The sequence below is a fragment of the Paenibacillus sp. FSL H7-0940 genome (assembly GCF_037979415.1).
Lineage (GTDB): Bacteria > Bacillota > Bacilli > Paenibacillales > Paenibacillaceae > Paenibacillus > Paenibacillus amylolyticus.
This window is the reverse complement of record NZ_CP150280.1, coordinates 3072647-3093804: the sequence shown is the minus strand read 5'-3', so window position 1 is coordinate 3093804 and position 21158 is coordinate 3072647. Positions and strand designations below refer to the sequence as shown.

Here is a 21158-nt window from a genome sequence, read left to right as displayed (position 1 = left end):
GGATCATGTTAATATGGATTGACATTGAAACTGTACATTTCATGTTCCGGATGATGATAACGGGATTATGATGATTGTTTGGAGTAATGGAGGATATGAGGGAGGGCGTCTTGTGAATTTACCCAACCGGATTACGCTTGCACGAATTTGCTTAATCCCTTTTTTGATGGTGTTCCTGCTCGTGGATTTTCCATTTTATCCAGAGCCGTTGCAGCTTGGAAGCTTGTCGCTTCCGTATAATCAACTGATTGCTGCTGTTATTTTTATCATCGCCGCAAGCACAGATGGAATTGACGGATACCTTGCGCGGAAAAATAACATGGTTACCAATCTGGGGAAACTGCTCGATCCACTCGCAGACAAGTTGCTGGTTACTGCAGTTTTGATCTCGCTTGTGGAGATGGGCAAGCTGGATTCCTGGATTGCAGTTGTGATTATTAGTCGTGAATTCGCAGTTACCGGCTTGCGTCAAATTGCATTGCTGGATGGTTCGGTTGTTGCCGCTAGTGCTTGGGGCAAGCTGAAGACTGTAGTGCAGATTGTGGCGATTGTGCTGTTGCTGTTGAACAATTTCCCGTTTTCATACACGGGTATTCACGTCGATATTATCGCGGTATGGGCAGCAGCGCTTATTACCATCTGGTCGGGTATCGATTACTTTATCAAAAACAAAAATTTGCTTCATTTAACAAAAGCATAATGGTTTGTTCTTAAATGGGTAATCATGAAGGAAGCATTGGGTCAGGGGCAATAGGAAATTATCCTATTGCCCTTTGATCACTCACCACGTGTACAGGAGGATGCTCAATGAAGGCAGAAATCATTGCAGTTGGCACAGAGCTACTGCTTGGACAAATCGTCAATACCAATGCCAGATACCTATCCCGTGAATTGGCTGCGATGGGGATCGATGTATATTTCCAAACGGTGGTTGGGGATAACCTGAACCGACTTAGTGAAGCTATTCGCATTGCGCAGAGCCGTGCAGACGTTATTTTATTTTCCGGTGGCATCGGACCTACCCAAGATGATCTGACCAAGGATGCGCTCGCAGCTGTTCTTAACCGGAAACTGCATACAGATCGAATGGCAATGGACAAAATTGAGAGCTTTTTCAGAGATCGTAATGTGGATATGACAGAGAATAACCGACGTCAGGCGATCGTTATTGATGGCGGAACACCTCTGGCCAATGAAACGGGCCTTGCGGCAGGAAATGCGATTTCTGACAATGACAAATATTATGTTGTGATGCCTGGACCACCTAAAGAGTTGATTCCAATGTTTGAACAGGAAGTCAAACCTTGGCTGTTCCAGCATGTACTCACAGAAGAGATGCCGATCTATTCCCGAATGCTCAAATTCGCAGGTATTGGTGAATCTGCTCTGGAAGATCGACTTCTGGATCTGATTGACGCGCAGACAGACCCTACGATTGCTCCTTACGCGAGCGAAGGCGAAGTTACGGTACGCGTCTCCACAAAGGCTGCGAGTGAGGGAGAGGCGAAGCTGAAGCTGGATGCGATGGAGGTTCAGATTCGGGAGCGTTTGACAGAACATCTCTACGCGAACGAGGATGTGCCTATAGAGTACACGATTGTAACCATGATGTCTGACATGGGGCTGACGCTCAGCGCTGCTGAGAGCTGTACAGGAGGGCTTGTCATGCAAAGTCTGACCTCTATACCCGGAAGTGCGTCAATGCTCAAAGGTGGAATTGTTTGTTACTCCAATGAAATTAAAGAAAAGCTGCTGAATGTGCCTCATGATTATCTGGAAGGTGAAGATGCACCTGGGGCGGTAAGTCCTGAGGTTGCAAAAGTGCTTGCTGAGCAGATTCGCATGATTGGCGATGCTGATTTTGGCTTGGCTGTTACCGGTGTAGCTGGACCGGGATATTCGGAACGCAAACCACCCGGACTTGTCTTCATCGCTCTTGCTGAACGTGGAAAAGAGACGGAAATTCATGAGCTGCGTATTAATGGTAATCGCGAGACGGTTCGCATTCGTTCAGCCAAAGCGATTCTCTATCGCTTATGGCAAAAACTTGTGGCGATGGATTGATTAGTTAATAGCTTCGATTGCATTTACAGTTCCAAGCAAGTATAATTAAGGAAGACGGAAGAACCGTAGAATTAGGCTTTACAGCCTTGTTTACGGTTCTTTTTTCTGTTTAATGGAAAGTTTCCTTGAGGAAGAGGCGCCTCGGCCTTTACAAAAAAAACGAATGTATGTTCGAAAAAAAGCTTGGCAAACGTGTTAAAACAAGGTATCATTATCTTATAAACAGTAAAGGGTGTGAGCTTATTGTCAGACCGTCGTGCCGCGCTTGATATGGCGCTCCGTCAAATAGAGAAGCAATTTGGTAAAGGATCCATCATGAAACTGGGTGAGTCCACTCATATGAATGTGGAAATTATTCCCAGTGGTTCCTTGGCTTTGGATATTGCATTAGGAACAGGCGGCTTGCCTAAAGGCCGTATTGTTGAAATATATGGACCTGAATCCTCTGGTAAAACAACCGTAGCATTGCATGCTATCGCTGAAGTACAAAGAGCGGGTGGACAAGCTGCATTTATCGATGCCGAGCATGCTCTTGACCCGCAATACGCAAGCAAACTTGGTGTTAATATTGATGAATTGCTTCTGTCTCAGCCAGATACGGGTGAGCAAGGGTTGGAAATTGCAGAAGCTCTTGTACGCAGTGGTGCAGTAGATATCGTCGTTATTGACTCTGTAGCCGCATTGGTTCCAAAAGCAGAGATTGAAGGCGAAATGGGCGATTCACACGTTGGTTTGCAAGCGCGTTTGATGTCTCAGGCGCTGCGTAAACTGTCTGGTGCAATCAGCAAATCCAAAACAATCGCAATCTTCATTAACCAGCTTCGTGAGAAAGTCGGTGTTATGTTTGGTAACCCGGAAACAACACCTGGTGGTCGTGCTCTGAAGTTTTATTCCACAGTACGTCTGGATGTGCGTCGTATTGAGAGTATCAAATCAGGCAATGACATGATTGGTAACCGTACTCGTATTAAAGTTGTGAAAAACAAAGTGGCACCTCCGTTTAAACAAGCGGAAGTGGATATCATGTATGGCGAGGGTATCTCGAGAGAAGGCAGTATCATTGACATTGGTACAGAGCTGGACATCGTTAATAAAAGTGGTGCATGGTATTCCTACGAAGGCGAGCGTTTAGGACAAGGTCGTGAGAACGCAAAGCAGTTCATGAAAGAGCATAAAGATATTGCTGACATCATTGAACAAAAAATTCGTGTAGCCAGTAACTTGGTTACTGCAGTTCCTGCGCCAACGAGTGAAGAGCAACAAAAAGAAGCAGCAGAAGAACAAGAATTGTTTGAAATCAACGAGTAATCTCTCAAAACCTCCCTTGTAGGGAGGACCCTGAGGGTGTTCCCCATTGGACTCCGTAAACTTATCTGATTGAGCTTGGATCAATCTGGATAATGGATTGTAGTGGGAGTACTCGTGCTGTCTAACAGCCCCTGTCCCAATGGACAGGGGCTGTTAGCACGCTAACTGTGGAGTAAAGGCCGGGCAGAGTTCCCGGTCTTTTGTATTATTGGTGTTCTTTGTCTTATCTGAAGGTGTGTTTGGCGTAGTCAGAATGAAAATGTTATGAAAGGGGAGACCAGAATGGATCAACATGACGAGGATTTATATGAAGAAGCAGAACAGGATGGCCTATCCCAATTTCCGGACAACGAAGAACTTATTATTACACGTGTAGAACGAACGAAGAGCAGGCAAGCTCGTTATCGAATCACTTTTGGCATCCACTCCATTACGGTTCTTGAAGATGTGATGATTAAATACAGGATGACTCAAGGTAATACGTTTATGAAGAAGGATCTGGAAGATATCATTCTAGCTGACGAGCGACAGCGGACGTATGCACAGTCTCTGCGTTTTTTGGAGCATAAGCCACGTACGCGCCATGAATTAAGTCAGAAACTTCGTCAGAAGGAGTTTGCTGCACCTTTGATTGAAGAGGCGCTGGATCGGCTTGAGCGGGAGAACCTGGTGGATGACGATCTATTTGCGAAGGAATGGACAAGACAGCGTATGGAGGGCAAGCGGAAGGGAAAACTGTGGATAAGGCAAGAGCTGCGTCAAAAGGGCATTGCCAATGATCTCATTGTTGAGGCACTAGAAAGGATAAGTACAGATGCGGAATTTGAGACTGCTTTGAGTGCCGGACGAAAAAAATGGAATCAGGTCAAAGGGGACGTCAAAGAGAAGAAAAATAAAACGCTTCCCTTCCTAATGAGACGTGGTTTTTCAATGGATATGGTGCGCAAGGTCGTGAATTGTTTAATTGAAGAAGATGAGGCTGGGGACCCTGAAGATGACGAAGCGTTGTTATGGGATTAGCAGACTAGAGTCTCTATACTGCATTCTCTTGACAATTTCTTTCGTCAAATACTAAAATGGACATGAGTCTGTAAGAAATGGACAACCCTTTTTCCTTCCAAAAAAGCGGTTTCGGTTTCTTAAGATTTATACCATTCTTAATTATGGGTTCGCTGGAAACAGTGAATAGTACGTGGAAACATGTACATGTGAAATGAAAATCGGCGGGGGATCGCCGTGAGTATTCGTTATTCCCAAACATATGTAAGGTTTGAAAACTGCAAATTGACCCAAGGAATGCCTTGGAGGAACCAACGAGGAGGTGAACAGTATGAATCCTGCAATCACGATCGCTCTCGTTGTGGCCGCGCTAATCATTGGGTTCGGAGTAGGGTATTTTATTCGCAAATCTCTTGCAGAGGCTAAAATCTCTAGTGCGGAACAAGCTGCCGTACAAATCGTGGAGAACGCGAAGAAAGAGGCAGAGGCACTGAAGAAAGAAACGGTGCTGGAAGCGAAGGATGAAATCCATCGCATTCGTGCTGAAGCTGAAAAAGACACTCGTGAACGTCGGAATGAAATTCAACGACAAGAAAGACGATTGTTGCAAAAAGAAGAGTCGCTGGATAAAAAATTGGAATCACTCGAACGTAAAGAAGAGCAAGTGGCTAACAAAGAGAAACGAATTGATGAGACTCAGCAGCAGATCGAAATGATTTACAAAAACCAGGTGACAGAGTTGGAACGTATATCCAACCTCACCATGGAAGACGCACGCAGTATCATACTGTCCAACGTAGAACAGGAAGTTCGTCATGAGACGGCTCAAATGATCAAGGACATTGAACAACAAGCGAAGGAAGAAGCGGACAAAAAGTCCCGCGAGATTATTACACTCGCTATCCAACGTTGTGCGGCTGACCATGTAGCGGAAACAACGGTTTCTGTTGTTACCCTGCCAAATGAAGAAATGAAAGGCCGGATTATCGGTCGTGAAGGACGTAACATCCGTGCGCTTGAAACCCTTACAGGGATTGACCTCATTATCGATGATACGCCAGAAGCTGTTATTCTGTCGGGCTTTGACCCGATTCGCCGTGAGATCGCCCGTACTGCGCTGGAGAAACTGGTGGCTGATGGACGTATTCACCCGGCACGGATTGAAGAGATGGTTGAGAAATCCCGCAAAGAAGTGGATGAGCGCATCCGTGAATACGGTGAGCAAGCTACCTTTGAAGTGGGCGTGCATGGTCTGCATCCGGATCTGATCAAAATTTTGGGCCGGTTGAAGTTCCGTACAAGTTACGGTCAGAACGTCTTGAAACATTCCATGGAAGTCGCTTATCTGGCTGGACTGATGGCTGGCGAACTGGGAGAAGACGTAACTCTGGCAAGACGTGCAGGTCTATTGCATGACATCGGTAAAGCGCTGGATCACGAAGTGGAAGGATCACACGTCGAAATTGGCGTGGAACTGGCGAAGAAATACAAAGAACATCCGGTTGTAATCAACAGTATCGCGTCCCATCACGGAGATTGCGAAGCGACTTCGGTCATTGCCATGTTGGTTGGCGCAGCAGATGCGCTCTCCGCAGCAAGACCAGGCGCACGCCGCGAAACGCTGGAAACGTATATCAAACGACTGGAGAAGCTGGAAGAAATCTCAGAGTCCTTCGAAGGTGTCGAGAAATCGTACGCCATTCAGGCCGGACGCGAAGTTCGCGTTATGGTACAGCCTGAGAAGATCGATGATGCTGAAGCCTTCCGCTTAGCCCGTGACATCACGAAGATGATTGAGAATGAACTCGACTATCCGGGTCACATCAAAGTCACCGTCATCCGGGAAACCCGTGCGGTTGAATACGCAAAATAGAGCATTACGGAAAAGTGGCCGCAGTAGTGGGCCACTTTTCCTGTTGATAGCCTGTTAAAAGGCAACTACACATCATGGAGCATGAGATAGAGTCCTGCAAAGGTTCAACATTTGAAGTAAGAGGACTTTGCAGGAATTGAGGAGGCAGTAATCAATGAAAGTTTTGTTTATTGGTGACATTGTAGGCAACGTGGGACGTAAGGCATTAAAGGAAAATTTACCGTATCTGAAATCGAAGTATAAGCCACATGTAGTGATTGTGAATGGTGAAAATGCGGCAGCAGGTCGTGGCATTACCGGTGCAATCGCAAATGAGTTTTTCAACTGGGGTGTACATGGTATTACACTTGGTAATCATACTTGGGACAATAAGGATATTTTTGATTTTATAGATGATGAGCCCCGCATGATTCGTCCAGCAAACTTTCCACCAGGCACACCAGGACGAGGGTACACGGTTGTCAAAGGCGAAGGGAAAGAGCTAGCGATTGTCAATCTTCAAGGAAGAACGTTCCTGCCTGCTCTGGATTGTCCATTCCGTGTAGCTGATGAAATTGTAGATGAGCTGCGCCAAGACCATAAATGTATTTTGGTCGATATGCATGCTGAAGCGACGTCAGAAAAGATTGCCATGGGATGGCATCTGGATGGCCGTGCGTCTCTCGTTGTAGGTACACATACGCATGTACAGAGTAATGATGATCGGATTTTGCCTGGAGGAACGGCTTACTTGACGGATGCAGGCATGGTAGGTCCTCGTGACGGTATATTGGGTATGGAGCGTGAGGCCGTGCTGCGTAAGTTCTACACCCAGCTACCCGTACGTTTTGTTGTGGATGATGGCAAATGGCACTTCCATGGTGTTTTTGTTGAAATTGATGAAGCCACAGGTGCGGCAACACGCATCGAAAAAATTCGTCTGACGGAGGACGAGTGGCGCATGGAATAGGGGTATTGTCCCAATTTGCAGGGAAACCCGTCTAAAAAGAAGGAATTTTTTTGCCTCCCGCGAATAACATCTAGTAAGTGGAAACAAACTTTCAACATTCCCAGGGAGGTACTTACCATGGATGTATTAAAAGTTTCAGCAAAGTCCAATCCTAATTCTGTAGCCGGCGCTCTTGCAGGGGTTCTTCGTGAACGTGGAAATGCTGAACTGCAGGCAATTGGAGCGGGAGCACTGAACCAAGCCATTAAAGCGGTAGCGATAGCCCGGGGATTTGTAGCACCAAGCGGAGTTGACCTGATTTGTATTCCAGCTTTTACAGACATTGTGATCGACGGCGAGGACCGAACGGCCATTAAGCTGATTGTGGAGCCCAGATAATACATGCAGTATGCATTGAACCTGTTTACGATGTAGACAGGTTTTTTTGCGTTTTTTTGCAATCACATATTGAGGAGGGTTTAAGATGTCCATGTCTGATTGGCGTGTAGCTGATTTTCACTGTGATGCACTGAGCAAAATTTTGATGCAGCCTGCTCTTTCATTCCAAGGTGCTCCACAACTGGATGTGAACTTGCAACGTTTGAAAGAGGGGAATGTAGGGTTGCAGGCGTTCGCGATCTATTTACCCGAAGTACTTGGCAGAGGCAAGTTTGAACATGTGATGGGGCAGTTGGAGATTTATCGTAGACGTGTGGAGAGAAGTCAGGAGCGGCCTGGCGGCACACAGACGTTGTTATGGCGTGAACAGGTGGCTCAGGTGGGGCAAACAGAGGGTCTGTGGGGATTAATCACACTGGAGGGTGTGGATGGCCTGGAGGGCAACCTGTTCTATCTGGAGTTATGTTATCAGATGGGCGTTCGAATTATTGGACTAACGTGGAATTATGCCAATTGGGCGGCTGACGGAGTAATGGAGAAGCGTGGAGCAGGTCTGACCGAGAAGGGGAAGGAACTGGTGCGCCAGTGTAATGAAATCGGAATGCTGCTCGACGTGTCACATCTGACGGAGAAAGGGTTTTGGGAACTGGCTGACTTGAGTAAACGTCCTTTTATCGCCTCCCACTCCAACAGCTACAGCGTATGTCCCCATGTGCGTAATCTGAAAGACGATCAGATTCAGGCTATCATTGCCCGGGAAGGGCGGATTGGACTGACGTTTGTACCCTGGTTTGTAAAGCAGGAGGGTGAGGTACGTATAGAAGATCTGCTGCCTCATATTGAGCAATTCTGTTCTCTCGGCGGGCAGCATCACCTGATGATGGGGTCTGATTTTGATGGGATATCAACGTATATTCAGAGACTTGAACATTCAGGACATTATCCGAGACTGACGGAAATCCTGCTCAAGCATTATGATGAACATCTGGTTCGTGGCTGGTTGTGGGGGAATGCGATGAGTTATCTGGGGGAACACTTGCCAGAGAGCAATCCGAAGATGCAGATGAAGGGGAATTCCATGAAATAGTGAACTGGTGTGTGCATTGAATGTGTTGAATTGAAACTTGTTTTCCAAATAAAGGAGGGGAATGATGGTGAAATAAGTGTATTTCATGAATTTTCACCAGTTCGTTTTCATTTCACTCCAAAAAGGGGTATAATACCATTGGATTGTTAAGAGCCTGAGTACAGGCCATAGATAAACAAGGAGTGAATTTACAATGAGTAAAACAGTACCTGTGGGCGTATCTGCCCGTCACATTCATGTATCCCAAGAGCACGTTGAAATTTTGTTTGGCAAAGGTTATGAACTGACTGAATTTAAACCTCTGTCCCAGCCTGGCCAATACGCTGCTAACGAAACTGTAGCGGTAATTGGTTCGAAAGGACAGTTTGATAAAGTGCGTATCCTTGGACCTGTTCGCCCTGAAACGCAACTGGAGATCTCCATGACAGATTCATTTGCGATTGGTGTTAAAGCACCTGTACGTGAATCTGGAAGCATTGAAGGTACACCAGGAATCACAATTAAAGGTCCTGCTGGCGAAGTAACGATTGATAAAGGTGTTATCGTTGCTGCTCGTCACATTCACTTCCATACTTCTGATGCTGCTAAATGGGGTATCGAGGACAAACAAATGTTGAAAGTTCGTCTGGGTGGAGATCGTGGTCTGGTACTGGAAAATGTACTGGCTCGTGTATCCGATTCTTTTGCACTGGACATGCATATTGATACAGATGAAGCTAACGCTGCTGGCGCTCGTAATGGCGACACTGCTGAAATCATCGATTAATAACATGTAATAGCTTCAGCCCCCAATTATGGCGGACTGAATAACATATAAACCTGAGCACAGCCAACAGGGGCCGGTTAATTCCAGCCCTGACGGCAAGGCTCAGGTTTTTGTGTTTTCTGAGTGCTCTTCTGAGCATGGCATGTTTCGGATTAGACGAAGGGAGATGCGCTTTGGATGTGGAACTACAGCCCAATTCATGCTATAATTTGCTGTAATGCTCTTTTAATGTTCCAAGCAAGATATTCATGTGGAACAGGGATGAATGAACGATTTTTTATTAATAGAGGCTGTAAGGAGTGACCGAAGGAAATGGCTAAAGACTCAAAAAAGGATTACTCCCAATATTTTGATTTTTCCGATGCCAAAGTAATTTCGCAAGATGAATTCAGCAAAAAGATAAGAATCCGGGGCCGTGAGATTAACATCAAATCGGAACCCAATCATCGTCAGGAGAAACAGCGGGGCAAGGAAGACGTCCAGGTGCTTTACGAAAATGCCGTTCCCGATGAACTGAAAAACATAGGGAAAGGTAAACACTATATTGTATATACGTATGGATGTCAGATGAACGAGCATGACTCGGAGACCATCAAAGGACTCCTTGAGTCTATGGGATATCAGGCTACAGAGAATCGCAAAGAAGCTGATATTATTCTGCTCAATACGTGTGCCATACGGGAAAATGCGGAAGATAAAGTATTTGGTGAGCTCGGTCACCTGAAAACGCTAAAACTCGAACGTCCGGGATTGTTACTTGGCGTATGCGGTTGTATGTCCCAAGAAGAAGGCGTCGTCAACCGAATCATGCAGAAGCATGGCTTTGTGGATATGATCTTTGGTACACATAACGTGCATCGACTGCCACATCTAATCCAGGAAGCGTTGTTCAGCAAAGAAATGGTTGTTGAGGTATGGTCCAAGGAAGGCGACATTATTGAGAACCTGCCGAAGAAACGCGAGGCTATGCGCGGCTGGGTGAATATTATGTATGGCTGCGACAAGTTCTGTACATATTGCATCGTTCCGTTTACGCGGGGCAAAGAACGCAGCCGTCGTCCTGAAGATGTCATTGCCGAAGTTAGGGATTTGGCACGACAAGGCTTTAAGGAGATCACGCTGCTTGGTCAAAATGTGAATGCGTACGGCAAGGACTTCACCGACCTGAACTACAGTTTTGGTGACTTGATGGATGCCATTCGCCAAATTGATATTCCAAGAGTACGTTTTACAACCAGTCACCCACGTGACTTTGATGACCACTTGATTGAAGTGCTGGCCAAGGGCGGAAATCTGGTGGAGCACATTCATCTTCCGGTGCAATCTGGCAGTTCGGAAGTACTCAAACGTATGAGCCGCAAGTATAACCGGGAACACTATCTGAAGCTGGCTGACAAAATTAAAAAGGCCATCCCGGATGTTGTGTTAACAACGGATATTATTGTTGGTTTTCCGGGGGAAACGGAAGAACAGTTTGAAGATACACTTTCCCTTGTCCGTGAAGTAGGGTATGATTTTGCCTATACCTTTATTTATTCCCCGCGTGAAGGTACACCGGCTGCAGTGATGGAAGACAACGTACCGATGGAAGTGAAGAAGGAACGTTTGAAGCGCTTGAACGAAACGATCAACGAATACAGCCACCGAAGCAATGAAGAGCAACGCGGCAAAATCGTTGAAGTGCTCGTTGAAGGCGAGAGCAAACGGAATTCCGAAGTTCTGGCAGGACGTACACGCAGCAACAAGCTGGTGCATTTTGAAGGACCTAAAGATTTGATCGGTACTTTCGTACAAGTGGAAATCACCGATCCGATGACTTTTTATATTCGGGGCAACCTGCTCTCCGAGCCGGTAGCTGCCAATCAGTAATACACACACACAAATAAGATGAATGATTTTTTGCACTTAGCGGGGTTACGCCGAGCGTAGCGAAGGTGACGGAATCGATTCTGTAGAAGCGAAGCGTTCGCCTTTGTCTCCGAATTTTAACCTTGAACAATCTCAATCGAAAAAATTCGGAGACAACAGCGATCAAAAGAACGATCCGACACCGCAGCGGTCACTCAGCAGTCAGCTGAACTTAGTGCAACAGTGAGTTTCATCTTATATCATCTCATAGAATGGAGCGATTTCAGTGGCGCAGGAAGAAGTGCAGTACAACCATTATGGAATGCCAACCTACGATACGCGCAATCTGGTCATACGCGACGACATTATGGGAAAAGCCAAAGAATTGGCTGATATGCTCGGAACGAGTGAGGAAGTTAGACAGTTTCAACAGGCTGAAACCAAAATTCGGGATCATGAGCGCATCCAGCAGTTGATTGCAACGATCAAGAAAAAACAAAAAGAGATTGTTGCTTTTGAAAGCTTCAAAAATGTGGAGATGGTCAGCAAAATTGAACAGGAAATTGAAGATCTGCAAAGCGAACTGGACAGTATTCCATTGGTTACGGAATTCCAGCAGAGCCAGAGCGACATCAACTACTTGCTTCAACTAGTGATCTCTGTAATCCGGGATACGGTTTCTGAAAAAGTAAACGTGGAGGCTGGAACGGATTCACCTCCGACCAGTTGCGGTTAAATGACGGAAGGGTGCGGACGCTGTCCGCGCCTTTTTTGACATTACATAACCGTTAATGTGGAGTGGCTATCGCCAAGTACTCGGAATATAATTCCAAGCAAAGCTCCACGCTGTGGGGTTATTTTGTGTGGCGCGGCTGATTTTTAATGATAAAGGCACATGACATCAAGAGAGCTTGATACGTACAGTGAATAAAGGAGAAATGAATAATGAGTATTTTGGACAAAATGGTGGAAGACGGAGACGGACGATTCTGGGGATTTCTCGGCTGTCGTTATATTAAAGGAGACGGAAAAGAAGTACAGATTGCGTTGACAGCAGGCGAACATCATACCAACTCCATGGGGATTATTCATGGGGGTGTATTGACTTCACTGATGGACCAGGCAATGGGTATGGTTGCAACAGCAGCAATGGAAGTGGATGGCTGTGTGACAACAAATCTGAACGTACATTTTCTTGCACCAATGAAACAAGGGGAATTAACGGTGACAGCTACGGTACTGCATCAAGCAGGACGCAGTGTTACGACTCAATCGGAGGTTCGTGATGCATCGGGCACATTGGGATGTATGGCTACGGCGACATTCCGCATAGCACGCCCTAGAACGTAACGCACGAATCCTGCGGTTGACAAAAGATATTATTATGTCATAATGAAATTATCAAAATGAAAATAGTCGGTGGTGCCCATGAGCGAAAACTACGAACACTTCAATGCAGAGAGCGACGAACAAGCAGCACGTGCTTATAGTTCCCAAAAATATCGTACCCCCGATGGTGTTCCTGCGGATATCGTTATGTTCACCTTGACCAAGCGGGAACGCAAGACAGTGACGAAGACACTTCCCATTCGGGAACTGAAAGTGATGCTGATCAAGCGCAAAGGCTGGCCTTTTGCAGGCAGATGGGCATTACCCGGTGGATTTTGTCAGGAGAATGAATCCATCTACGGTGCAGCGAAGCGTGAACTGATGGAAGAGACAGGTGTAGATGGTGGACATCTGGAGTACTTGAATGTATACAGTCAGCCGGGTCGTGACCCGAGGGGCTGGATTATCTCTCACGCATTTTTCGCGCTTGTGGAAGAATGGATGCTGGATCAACGCCAAGCGGCAGATGATGCTGAGGATGTTGGATTGTTCACCATCCAGGAGGCGCTGCAAGAACTGGAACTGGCCTTTGATCACAGAACAATTATCGAAGACGCTTATCGACGTATTCAACAGCAGATGCTGGAAACGACGATTGCTCGTCAGTTCCTGCCACGTGATTTTACATTAAGTGAATTATATCAGGTTATTCAAAGTGTTGTACCGGATTTTGAAGAACCAAACTTCATTCGCAAGATTACGTCTACCCGCAGCCGTAAAGGCATTGTGGAAGAAGTAAGAGATGAAGAGGGGAACCTGGTGAGTTCCAACCAGTACTCGCAGCGTCCGGCGCAGTTATATCGTTTTACAGAACTCGTACCACGCCTGTCCATCTACACGTAATAAGGTGTAGATGTGTCAATCTGATTGAATCAGGATCAACCATTTCTAGGCTAAGGGAGTGTTGACGATGAAAGCACTGATTGTCATTGATTTTACGAAGGATTTTGTGACAGGTTCTTTGCCTGTAGGTCAGCCAGCAGTAGAGATCGAGGAGACGATTGCAGCTGTAACCGAGGCCTATTGTAAGAACAAACATGAGGTAATCATGGCTGTGGATCTGCATGAAGAAAATGATCCGTATCACCCGGAGACTGTACTTTTCCCACCTCATAACATCAGAAATACGGAGGGAAGACAGTTATATGGTCGTCTTGCCCAAGTGATGGAAGAACGGAAAACAGATATACAGTGGATGGATAAGACGAGATATAGTGCATTCTGTGGGACCGATCTGGAACTCAGACTGCGTGCACGTGGTATTACGGATATTGCACTGATTGGGGTATGCACGGATATTTGCATATTGCATACCGCAGTGGACGCTTACAATAAAGGGTTTCATATTACGGTATACGAAGATGCCGTTGCCAGCTTCAATCCGGCAGGGCATGAGTGGGCACTTGGACATTTTCGTTCCAGCCTTGGTGCTTCGGTGGTTAAGGCGAGCGAGACAGTCTTGGCTTAATTTACTCCATAGTCATGTTTGGTTGACCTCATGTTAGGAACCGGATGAATGTGGTGAATGGTGTATAGAGTTTTTTACGGGAGACTTGTTTGTTTAATACGGATGAACAGAATCATGAAGAATGAGTCTCCATATGTTAACCCGTGTTCACAGATGAAATCTGGGAGCACGAGCGGAAGTCAGAGAGGATGAGACAAATGCAGACAACTAGCCTGGCTTTACATACGGATAAATATCAGATCAATATGATGTACGCCCATTGGGTGAATGGTACTCACAAGCGGAAGGCGGTATTTGAAGCCTATTTCCGTAAGCTTCCTTTTGGCAACGGATATGCGGTATTTGCCGGATTGGAACGTATTGTGAACTATATCAGCCAGCTTCGGTTTACGATGGACGACATCAAATTTTTATCCAAACAAGAGGAAAATTACGATCCGGTCTTTCTGGAAGAGTTGCTCCAGTTTTCATTTCAGGGGACGATTCATTCCATGAAGGAGGGCGCAATTGTTTTCCCTGACGAACCGCTCATTCGGGTAGAAGGCTCCATTATGGAGACTCAATTGGTGGAGACGGCGATACTTAACTTCATGAATTATCAGACGTTGATTGCAACCAAGGCTTCGCGGATCAAACAAGTAGCGCAGCAGGATACGTTGCTCGAATTCGGCACACGGCGTGCGCAGGAAGCGGATGCTGCCATCTGGGGCGCACGTGCCTCGTATGTAGCAGGCTTCGATGCAACGTCTAATATGCTGGCCGGAGAGCGCTTCGGAATCCCAACAGCAGGTACACATGCCCATTCCTGGGTACAGAGCTTTATGAGCGAACAGGAGGCGTTTGACGTGTATGCCAAAGTGTTGCCTGATCAGGTTACACTGTTGGTTGATACTTTTGACACGTTGAACAGTGGAGTACCTCACGCCATCAAGACAGCCAAGAAGTTGGAGAGCCAAGGCAAAAAGATGAATGCGATTCGTCTCGACAGTGGTGACCTAGCGTACTTGTCGATTCAGGCACGTCAGATGTTGGATGAGGCTGGCTTGGATTATGTGAAAATTGTTGCATCTAATGATTTGGATGAAAACACGATTTTCAACCTAAAGGCTCAAGGAGCACGGATTGATACATGGGGTGTTGGTACACAGTTGATTACCGCTTCTGACCAGCCATCTTTGGGTGGAGTGTACAAATTGGTGGAGCGTGAAGTGGACGGTGCCATGCTGCCTACGATCAAAATATCTGCCAATCCTGAAAAGGTGTCCACTCCAGGTAAAAAGGAAGTGTTCCGGATCATTGATCCGAAACATGGCAAAGCGATTGCAGATTATATCTGCTATCCAGATGAAGAGCAGCCGCTACAGGGCGGACCGCTCAAGCTGTTCAACCCGCTACACCCTTACCTGAAAAAGACGGTTACCCGCTACGAAGCGGTCAATATGCTGGAGCCAATCTTTGTGAATGGACGTAAAGTGTATGAACTGCCTAATCTGGATGAGATTCGGGCGTATCACAGGGAACAGATGAACCTCTTCTGGCCTGAATACCAACGGAAGCTCAACCCGGAGATCTACCGTGTGAACATCAGCCCTGCGGCATGGAATATGAAGCAGAAGCTCATTGCGGAACATGTGAAATCCACAGAGGAATAGTTCACACATAAGAATTACAGAGAGGCATAACCAGTGAGGGATACTGGCTTATGCCTTTTTGCTGCCTATAAAATGTATACGTTCTTAGCGGAGTTGAACGATTCGATGATCGCAAGAAGTAATTTCAGCTATACGGGTTCTGTCTTCTGTGAAAGTACGTCGATAGTTGATAGACGTTATTCTTATATGATCCTTATGGGATGGACCAGTGATGTAAGAAATCTCATGGACAGACTGCCAAGGTAGCAGGCTATACTGGATAATAGTCATCCCCAATTCAAGAGGTTGTAGGGGGAAAGCAGTAATTATTTCTCGGGAAAGCGCAGGAGCCGCCAAATTCTGCATCGCATTGTTTCAATCCCGTAGCTGTAGGGGATGAAAGTAAGAGGAGGTGCAGACATGAGATGGATATTAGGACTGGTCTGGATCGCTTTTATTGCCTATGCATTGTTGTTGGCACCGGGGCAGTCACCTGGAAGTGATCCGATATTCAAAGAACTGATCACCCTGCAAAGCAAAGAACCTTGGTTACTTACGGTGTTTTCGTGGTTAGGTATTTTCCCGGCAGTTTATGCCTGTATGCTGTTAAGAACATCTGTGAAAGAACGAGGTGGCCGTGTACCGGCTTGGCCTTTTGTCATACTTTCTTTTGGATTGGGTGCTTTTGCCCTGCTTCCCTATTATGCATGGTCATCATCCGCAAATAGAGCTTCGGGTTACGGAAGCTTACATTTTGGTCGTCAGCGTGAGTCGGGAATTGGACGGGTAGCAACCCACAAGCTGACGCATGTAGTCCTTCTGCTGTTGACGCTGGGGACAGCTTTCTATGCCGTGACGCAAGGTCATCCGGATGTATATATGGAAGCATTCAAGCAATCTGCCTTTGTACATATCATGACAATTGATTTTGTACTGCTGACCTTACTTTCCATGATTGCGATATACAGGGATACTAAAGTGAGTCGACGTTCAGCAGCTTGGACCGCGGCAGGCATCATCCCTATTGTGGGTCCACTAATCTATCTGTTGACGCTCAGGAGAGACAGAGTTTGATCATCAATATTTGAAGAATTCCACAGGTAAAAGGAGCCGTTAAGCTGAATGCGAACAATTCATGTGCTTAATGGAAAAATATATAAAATCCAAAGAAGGAGTGGCTATCGATGAAAAATCATTTTAACGCATATGTTGTCCGTAAAGAAGAACAGGGCGGAGTGAAAGCTGCTATAGAGCAACTGAAGAAGGAAGATCTGCCAAATGGAGATGTAACGGTACAGGTGCAGTACTCCAGTGTCAATTATAAAGACGGACTCGCTACCCTTGAGAAAGGCGGTGTCGTTCGTGAGTACCCGATGGTCCCGGGGATTGATCTGGCCGGAACGGTAGAGGAGTCGGTCAGTGGACGTTTTGCACCAGGAGATCGGGTGATCAGTACAGGATTTGAACCTGGCGTATCCCATTATGGAGGCTATAGCGAGTATGCTCGTCTGCGCAGTGAATGGCTGGTGCCTCTGCCACCGGGTCTCAGTGAGAAAGAAGCCATGGCAATTGGAACCGCAGGATTTACGGCTGCACTTTCGGTAGATGCGCTGTTACAGGCTGGAGTGACACCGGAGATGGGCAAGGTTCTGGTTACGGGTGCAACGGGTGGTGTTGGCAGTATGGCAGTAGCGATTCTGGCGAAACTTGGTTTTGAAGTAACAGCCAGCACAGGCAAGAAGGATCAGGAGGAGTCATTGCTCCGAAACTTGGGCGCCTCAGAGGTTATTACTCGTGAAGAAGCTGATGCTCCAGCTAAAGGAGCGATGGGGAAACAGCTATGGGCGGGAGTTGTTGATCCAACAGGAGGACCGGCTCTTGCGGAGCGATTGAAACAGATTCAATACGGAGGTGCGGTAGCGGTATCCGGGTTAACTGGAGGCACAGCTTTTGAATCCACGGTACTTCCGTTTATTTTGCGTGGCATCCAGCTTATTGGTATAGACTCTGTATATTGTCCGATGGAACGTCGGGAACGATTGTGGAAACTTCTCGGCGGAGAATGGAAACCGGAGCGCGCGCTGGAACTGGGAATTCGGGAAATTTCCTTGGATCAATTGCCTCTTACGCTGGAGACGATACTCCAAGGTGGTGCAGTGGGTCGTACGGTGGTCAATACAATATCAGATCTGCCATCCGCATAAGATTCTAAGTCCTTAGACATGCTAATTCTACCTGATTGGGTCACAGCACACGTGGCTGGAAAGGAAGGATTGGCATGTGGTTTGCTAGAAAAGGGCGAAGTCTGGTTGGAAAAACAATGAAGTCGGTACTTGTAAGTGGTGTGTTGATCACGAGTGTCTGGTCCCTGGCGGCTTGTTCGGCATCATCCATTGAGCAGGAGCGGAAGGTCTACACCCGTGAAGCGACAGATGAAGGAAATGTGCGGGCACAGAGTCAAGGACACGGATTAAACGGTGAATTGGTGAGTGAGATCAGTAAGAGTTTTGAAGCAAAAGGCATTCAACTGATGAATAATATGTCTGCCGATGACGGCCATGGTGGGATCTCTTATATGTATTTGTTGAATGGAAGTGGCAGACACATCGTGAAAGTCCATATTTTCAGTGATGCGACAACCCGAGCTGCTAGCATGAAACAAATGTATAGTGAGGATCGTGATAAGGCTGTCTTGGAGAATGGGCTTGGCCGAACAACGATTCGCAGCAAAGGGTACGTCTCACTCGTTTATACAGCTTCTGGTGGGGAAAAGGACAAGTATGAACAGGATGTTATGCAGGTGTTCCAACATGTGTTGGGGCAGCTAAGGTAAGAGAAGATGGGAGCACAGAAAACTTTCAATCCTTACCGTACAGCTGAAAATAAACCCGAAAACCCGTCTGATCTTTCAGACGGGTTTATATATTTCACGCATGACATGCCGCAGCTCGGGCAAAATGAGTTTTTCCATGGCCAATTTGACGGCTCCTTTGGAACCCGGCATGGAGAATACGGCTGTGCGTCCAATCGTTCCAGCGACGGCTCTGCTCAGGATGGCAGCGGAACCGATATCTTCGGTGTAACTGAGAAAACGGAAGATCTCACCAAAGCCCGGTAGTTCCTTGTCCAGTAGTGAGGATACTGCTTCGTAGGTTGTATCTCGGGGTGCAATCCCCGTCCCGCCGCTAAGCAGCACGGCTTCAATATCATCACGAACAGCTGCATCTTGCAGGATGCTTCGAATGTTCTCCGTTTCATCTGGTGTGATGATGTATTCAACAATCTGATAACCCGCTTCATTCAAAAGCTGGTGCATGAGCTGGCCACTGGTATCGGTGTCTTTGGTTCGTGTGTCAGACACTGTAACAATCATGCACGATACCGTGTCAGGGGCTTCCTGGCGATGTTGTTCCACTGAATTAGTCATGAAACTTCCTCCTTCAATCAACATGTCCTCATAGCATAGACCATCCGTTAGAATCAGGCAATGTACTGGGGAAGAGTTGAACGTTATTGCACAACGAATGCGGGATGGTGTACACTCGCTAGATATAGATAGATCAGGTTACAAGAAGGACAATCAGAGAGGTGTATACGCATGAATGAAACGATTATAAAAGAACAATCCATACCTGTATATATACTGTCAGGTTTTTTGGGGAGTGGCAAAACAACACTGCTTGTTCAGTTGATTGAACATTGGCAACAGCAGGGTTTGCGTCCCGCAGTGGTTATGAATGAGTTGGGCGAAGTCAATCTGGATGGTCAGATTGTGGATTCCACCGTTCCAATGACAGAGATGTTAGGTGGATGTATCTGTTGTACCGTACGTGGTGACTTGGGATTGCAACTTGCTGATCTCGTTCAGGAGGAATCACCTGATGTGATCATCATTGAAGCAACCGGTGCGGCGAATCCAATGGAGATTCTGGATGCAGTAACTGAGACTTCACTTTACATGCGATTGGAACTGAAAAGTCTCATTACGGTTGTGGATGCAGCACATCTATCTGGTCTGTATCAGGAGCAGAAGGGGCAGACCTTCAAGTTAATGCAGGAGCAGATTCGTTGTGCGTCTGTGCTTCTCTTGAATAAAACGGATCGGGTGAGTGCACAGGAACTGAAGGATCTGGAGCAGCTTTTGGCAAAATGGAATGGTTTCGCACCTGTAATCCCTACGGTCAAATGTGAGGTGGAGATGGATCTGTTGCTTCGCAGCGGGGCAGACGTGCACGTACGTGATTCAGCTTCTGAAGCAGGCAAGCCGGCTCACAAAGAGCATCATGTGCATACGGAAACCTGTGGTACACATGGCTGCAATCATGGACATGAGCATACAGATCATACAGTCCAAGGCGATGCTACGAATACTGACGCATCTCATAGCCATAGTCATGACCACGGTCACGAGCATTCTGCTCCTCATGCCTCACACGAACATGTTATGGTGTATACACATTATTTCAGTCATCCGGTGAACAGTGAGGCGTTTGAACAATTTGTATCTGCTTTGCCACGGGATGTGTATCGAGCAAAAGGCATCTTATCGTTTAGTGACACGGCGAGCCGTTTCTGGTTCCAGTATGCCTACCGTGAATCGGATTACATGAAGATCACACCTCAGGGAGAGGTCCCTAATGTTGCTGTGTTTATAGGTGAACATTTTGACCAAACTGTCATTCGTGACCAATTACTGGAATTGGAAGCGATAAAGTAGGTTAGATGATTCAATATTCCTCCGAACTGGGTATTAAGATGCATAGCAAACTTTGCCTGGGGGGTAACTTTAAATGACACAACAACAATATCAACAATGTATCGATGCTTGCCTGGAGTGCATGAATGCATGCAACGTATGTTACATATCGAGTCTGAAAGAATATGATCTGGCGATGTTGCGTGATTGCATTCGTTTGAATCGGGAATGTGCAGAGATCTGCAGTTTTGCTGCACAAGCGATGACACGTGGAAGTGATTTCATTGCTGAAATATGTGAATTGTGTGTGAAAGCTTGTGAAGCTTGCGCCGCTGAGTGTGGCAAACACCACCATGATCACTGCCAAGCATGTGCAGAGGCTTGCCGCAGATGTGCAGAAGCTTGCCGGTTGATGGCAGCAGTAGCGTAAATATTATTTCACTGGAATATATAATTAAAACCTATAATGACCGTTTTCCCCTAAGGAAAGGCAGTGAACACAAGCATCTGAGACGATGTGCCTATGTGTTGCCTTTCAGTAGGGGATTTTAATGTAGGTTGCCAAGTCTGATCGTGGTATGTATAATGATGGCAATGAATTGAAACGAAGAATATCAATGATCGGGAGAGTAGCCAGATCCATACATGACAGCGAGCCGGGAGAGGTGGAAGCCGGTATGACATGACCTGAGTGAACCGCAC

General features: G+C 46.5%; 21 protein-coding genes. 20 read left to right on the top strand and 1 reads right to left on the bottom strand.

The window, feature by feature from the left end; translation table 11 throughout:
• Positions 1-112 precede the first annotated feature (112 nt).
• From pgsA to MHB71_RS13390, 18 genes are all read left to right on the top strand, one after another.
• Positions 113-700, top strand: a complete 588-nt coding sequence (pgsA, locus tag MHB71_RS13475; RefSeq protein ID WP_017689114.1) for a CDP-diacylglycerol--glycerol-3-phosphate 3-phosphatidyltransferase — start codon at positions 113-115, stop codon at positions 698-700.
• Between the two features lie 107 nt (positions 701-807).
• Positions 808-2064 carry a competence/damage-inducible protein A gene (locus MHB71_RS13470; RefSeq protein ID WP_076249792.1) on the top strand — a complete coding sequence of 419 codons (1257 nt, stop codon included), beginning with the start codon at positions 808-810 and terminating at the stop codon, positions 2062-2064.
• Between the two features lie 243 nt (positions 2065-2307).
• Positions 2308-3372, top strand: a complete 1065-nt coding sequence (gene recA / locus MHB71_RS13465) for a recombinase RecA (RefSeq protein ID WP_036609261.1) — start codon at positions 2308-2310, stop codon at positions 3370-3372.
• A gap of 282 nt (positions 3373-3654) precedes the next feature.
• Complete coding sequence (locus tag MHB71_RS13460) at positions 3655-4392, top strand: regulatory protein RecX (RefSeq protein ID WP_340029902.1); 738 nt, start codon at positions 3655-3657, stop codon at positions 4390-4392.
• Positions 4393-4702: 310 nt separating this feature from the next.
• Positions 4703-6244, top strand: a complete 1542-nt coding sequence (gene rny, locus MHB71_RS13455) for a ribonuclease Y (protein ID WP_036609258.1) — start codon at positions 4703-4705, stop codon at positions 6242-6244.
• Positions 6245-6398: 154 nt separating this feature from the next.
• Positions 6399-7193, top strand: a complete 795-nt coding sequence (locus MHB71_RS13450; RefSeq protein WP_036609256.1) for a TIGR00282 family metallophosphoesterase — start codon at positions 6399-6401, stop codon at positions 7191-7193.
• A 117-nt stretch (positions 7194-7310) separates the two neighbouring features.
• On the top strand, positions 7311-7571 hold the full coding sequence (locus tag MHB71_RS13445) for a stage V sporulation protein S (RefSeq protein ID WP_007430104.1): 261 nt from the start codon (positions 7311-7313) through the stop codon (positions 7569-7571).
• Positions 7572-7656: 85 nt separating this feature from the next.
• Complete coding sequence (locus MHB71_RS13440; RefSeq protein ID WP_340029900.1) at positions 7657-8658, top strand: dipeptidase; 1002 nt, start codon at positions 7657-7659, stop codon at positions 8656-8658.
• Positions 8659-8851: 193 nt separating this feature from the next.
• Positions 8852-9424 (top strand): phosphate propanoyltransferase, encoded by a 573-nt coding sequence (locus MHB71_RS13435; protein WP_017689107.1) that lies wholly within the window; start codon positions 8852-8854, stop codon positions 9422-9424.
• A gap of 312 nt (positions 9425-9736) precedes the next feature.
• Positions 9737-11293 carry a tRNA (N6-isopentenyl adenosine(37)-C2)-methylthiotransferase MiaB gene (gene miaB, locus MHB71_RS13430; protein ID WP_340029898.1) on the top strand — a complete coding sequence of 519 codons (1557 nt, stop codon included), beginning with the start codon at positions 9737-9739 and terminating at the stop codon, positions 11291-11293.
• A gap of 265 nt (positions 11294-11558) precedes the next feature.
• Entirely contained in the window at positions 11559-12008 is a 450-nt protein-coding gene (locus MHB71_RS13425) for a YlbF family regulator (protein WP_036609251.1), read from the top strand.
• A gap of 209 nt (positions 12009-12217) precedes the next feature.
• A complete protein-coding gene (locus MHB71_RS13420) occupies positions 12218-12622 on the top strand; it encodes a PaaI family thioesterase (protein WP_036609249.1) in 405 nt (134 codons plus the stop codon).
• A 78-nt stretch (positions 12623-12700) separates the two neighbouring features.
• Positions 12701-13504, top strand: coding sequence for an NUDIX domain-containing protein (locus MHB71_RS13415; RefSeq protein ID WP_036609248.1), 804 nt, complete (start codon positions 12701-12703; stop codon positions 13502-13504).
• A gap of 67 nt (positions 13505-13571) precedes the next feature.
• A complete protein-coding gene (locus tag MHB71_RS13410) occupies positions 13572-14129 on the top strand; it encodes an isochorismatase family cysteine hydrolase (protein ID WP_036609245.1) in 558 nt (185 codons plus the stop codon).
• A 197-nt stretch (positions 14130-14326) separates the two neighbouring features.
• Complete coding sequence (locus MHB71_RS13405) at positions 14327-15781, top strand: nicotinate phosphoribosyltransferase (protein ID WP_340029897.1); 1455 nt, start codon at positions 14327-14329, stop codon at positions 15779-15781.
• Positions 15782-16180: 399 nt separating this feature from the next.
• Positions 16181-16834 (top strand): hypothetical protein, encoded by a 654-nt coding sequence (locus MHB71_RS13400; protein ID WP_100529418.1) that lies wholly within the window; start codon positions 16181-16183, stop codon positions 16832-16834.
• A gap of 110 nt (positions 16835-16944) precedes the next feature.
• Positions 16945-17964, top strand: coding sequence for an oxidoreductase (locus MHB71_RS13395; protein WP_340029896.1), 1020 nt, complete (start codon positions 16945-16947; stop codon positions 17962-17964).
• Between the two features lie 74 nt (positions 17965-18038).
• Positions 18039-18593 (top strand): hypothetical protein, encoded by a 555-nt coding sequence (locus MHB71_RS13390; RefSeq protein WP_340029895.1) that lies wholly within the window; start codon positions 18039-18041, stop codon positions 18591-18593.
• Positions 18594-18668: 75 nt separating this feature from the next.
• Here MHB71_RS13390 and MHB71_RS13385 read toward each other — a convergent pair whose 3' ends face one another.
• The gene (locus MHB71_RS13385; RefSeq protein WP_036609234.1) at positions 18669-19187 is read right to left on the bottom strand and encodes a MogA/MoaB family molybdenum cofactor biosynthesis protein; all 519 of its coding nucleotides are present in this window, start codon (positions 19185-19187) and stop codon (positions 18669-18671) included.
• Between the two features lie 171 nt (positions 19188-19358).
• Here MHB71_RS13385 and MHB71_RS13380 point away from each other — a divergent pair, with 171 nt between their 5' ends.
• Both MHB71_RS13380 and MHB71_RS13375 read left to right on the top strand, forming a co-directional pair.
• Complete coding sequence (locus MHB71_RS13380; RefSeq protein WP_340029894.1) at positions 19359-20477, top strand: GTP-binding protein; 1119 nt, start codon at positions 19359-19361, stop codon at positions 20475-20477.
• 73 nt (positions 20478-20550) lie between these two features.
• Complete coding sequence (locus MHB71_RS13375) at positions 20551-20886, top strand: four-helix bundle copper-binding protein (RefSeq protein WP_036609230.1); 336 nt, start codon at positions 20551-20553, stop codon at positions 20884-20886.
• The last annotated feature ends 272 nt before the right edge of the window (positions 20887-21158 follow it).

What these genes read in the sequence shown, in the direction of transcription:
- MHB71_RS13470 (WP_076249792.1), top strand. Translation starts at nt 808, where the DNA reads ATGAAGGCAGAAATCATTGCAGTTGGCACAGAGCTACTGCTTGGACAA.
- MHB71_RS13460 (WP_340029902.1), top strand. Translation starts at nt 3,655, where the DNA reads ATGGATCAACATGACGAGGATTTATATGAAGAAGCAGAACAGGATGGC.
- rny (WP_036609258.1), top strand. Translation starts at nt 4,703, where the DNA reads ATGAATCCTGCAATCACGATCGCTCTCGTTGTGGCCGCGCTAATCATT.
- MHB71_RS13450 (WP_036609256.1), top strand. Translation starts at nt 6,399, where the DNA reads ATGAAAGTTTTGTTTATTGGTGACATTGTAGGCAACGTGGGACGTAAG.
- MHB71_RS13445 (WP_007430104.1), top strand. Translation starts at nt 7,311, where the DNA reads ATGGATGTATTAAAAGTTTCAGCAAAGTCCAATCCTAATTCTGTAGCC.
- MHB71_RS13440 (WP_340029900.1), top strand. Translation starts at nt 7,657, where the DNA reads ATGTCCATGTCTGATTGGCGTGTAGCTGATTTTCACTGTGATGCACTG.
- MHB71_RS13435 (WP_017689107.1), top strand. Translation starts at nt 8,852, where the DNA reads ATGAGTAAAACAGTACCTGTGGGCGTATCTGCCCGTCACATTCATGTA.
- miaB (WP_340029898.1), top strand. Translation starts at nt 9,737, where the DNA reads ATGGCTAAAGACTCAAAAAAGGATTACTCCCAATATTTTGATTTTTCC.
- MHB71_RS13420 (WP_036609249.1), top strand. Translation starts at nt 12,218, where the DNA reads ATGAGTATTTTGGACAAAATGGTGGAAGACGGAGACGGACGATTCTGG.
- MHB71_RS13415 (WP_036609248.1), top strand. Translation starts at nt 12,701, where the DNA reads ATGAGCGAAAACTACGAACACTTCAATGCAGAGAGCGACGAACAAGCA.
- MHB71_RS13410 (WP_036609245.1), top strand. Translation starts at nt 13,572, where the DNA reads ATGAAAGCACTGATTGTCATTGATTTTACGAAGGATTTTGTGACAGGT.
- MHB71_RS13405 (WP_340029897.1), top strand. Translation starts at nt 14,327, where the DNA reads ATGCAGACAACTAGCCTGGCTTTACATACGGATAAATATCAGATCAAT.
- MHB71_RS13400 (WP_100529418.1), top strand. Translation starts at nt 16,181, where the DNA reads ATGAGATGGATATTAGGACTGGTCTGGATCGCTTTTATTGCCTATGCA.
- MHB71_RS13395 (WP_340029896.1), top strand. Translation starts at nt 16,945, where the DNA reads ATGAAAAATCATTTTAACGCATATGTTGTCCGTAAAGAAGAACAGGGC.
- MHB71_RS13390 (WP_340029895.1), top strand. Translation starts at nt 18,039, where the DNA reads ATGTGGTTTGCTAGAAAAGGGCGAAGTCTGGTTGGAAAAACAATGAAG.
- MHB71_RS13385 (WP_036609234.1), bottom strand. Translation starts at nt 19,187, where the DNA reads ATGACTAATTCAGTGGAACAACATCGCCAGGAAGCCCCTGACACGGTA.
- MHB71_RS13380 (WP_340029894.1), top strand. Translation starts at nt 19,359, where the DNA reads ATGAATGAAACGATTATAAAAGAACAATCCATACCTGTATATATACTG.
- MHB71_RS13375 (WP_036609230.1), top strand. Translation starts at nt 20,551, where the DNA reads ATGACACAACAACAATATCAACAATGTATCGATGCTTGCCTGGAGTGC.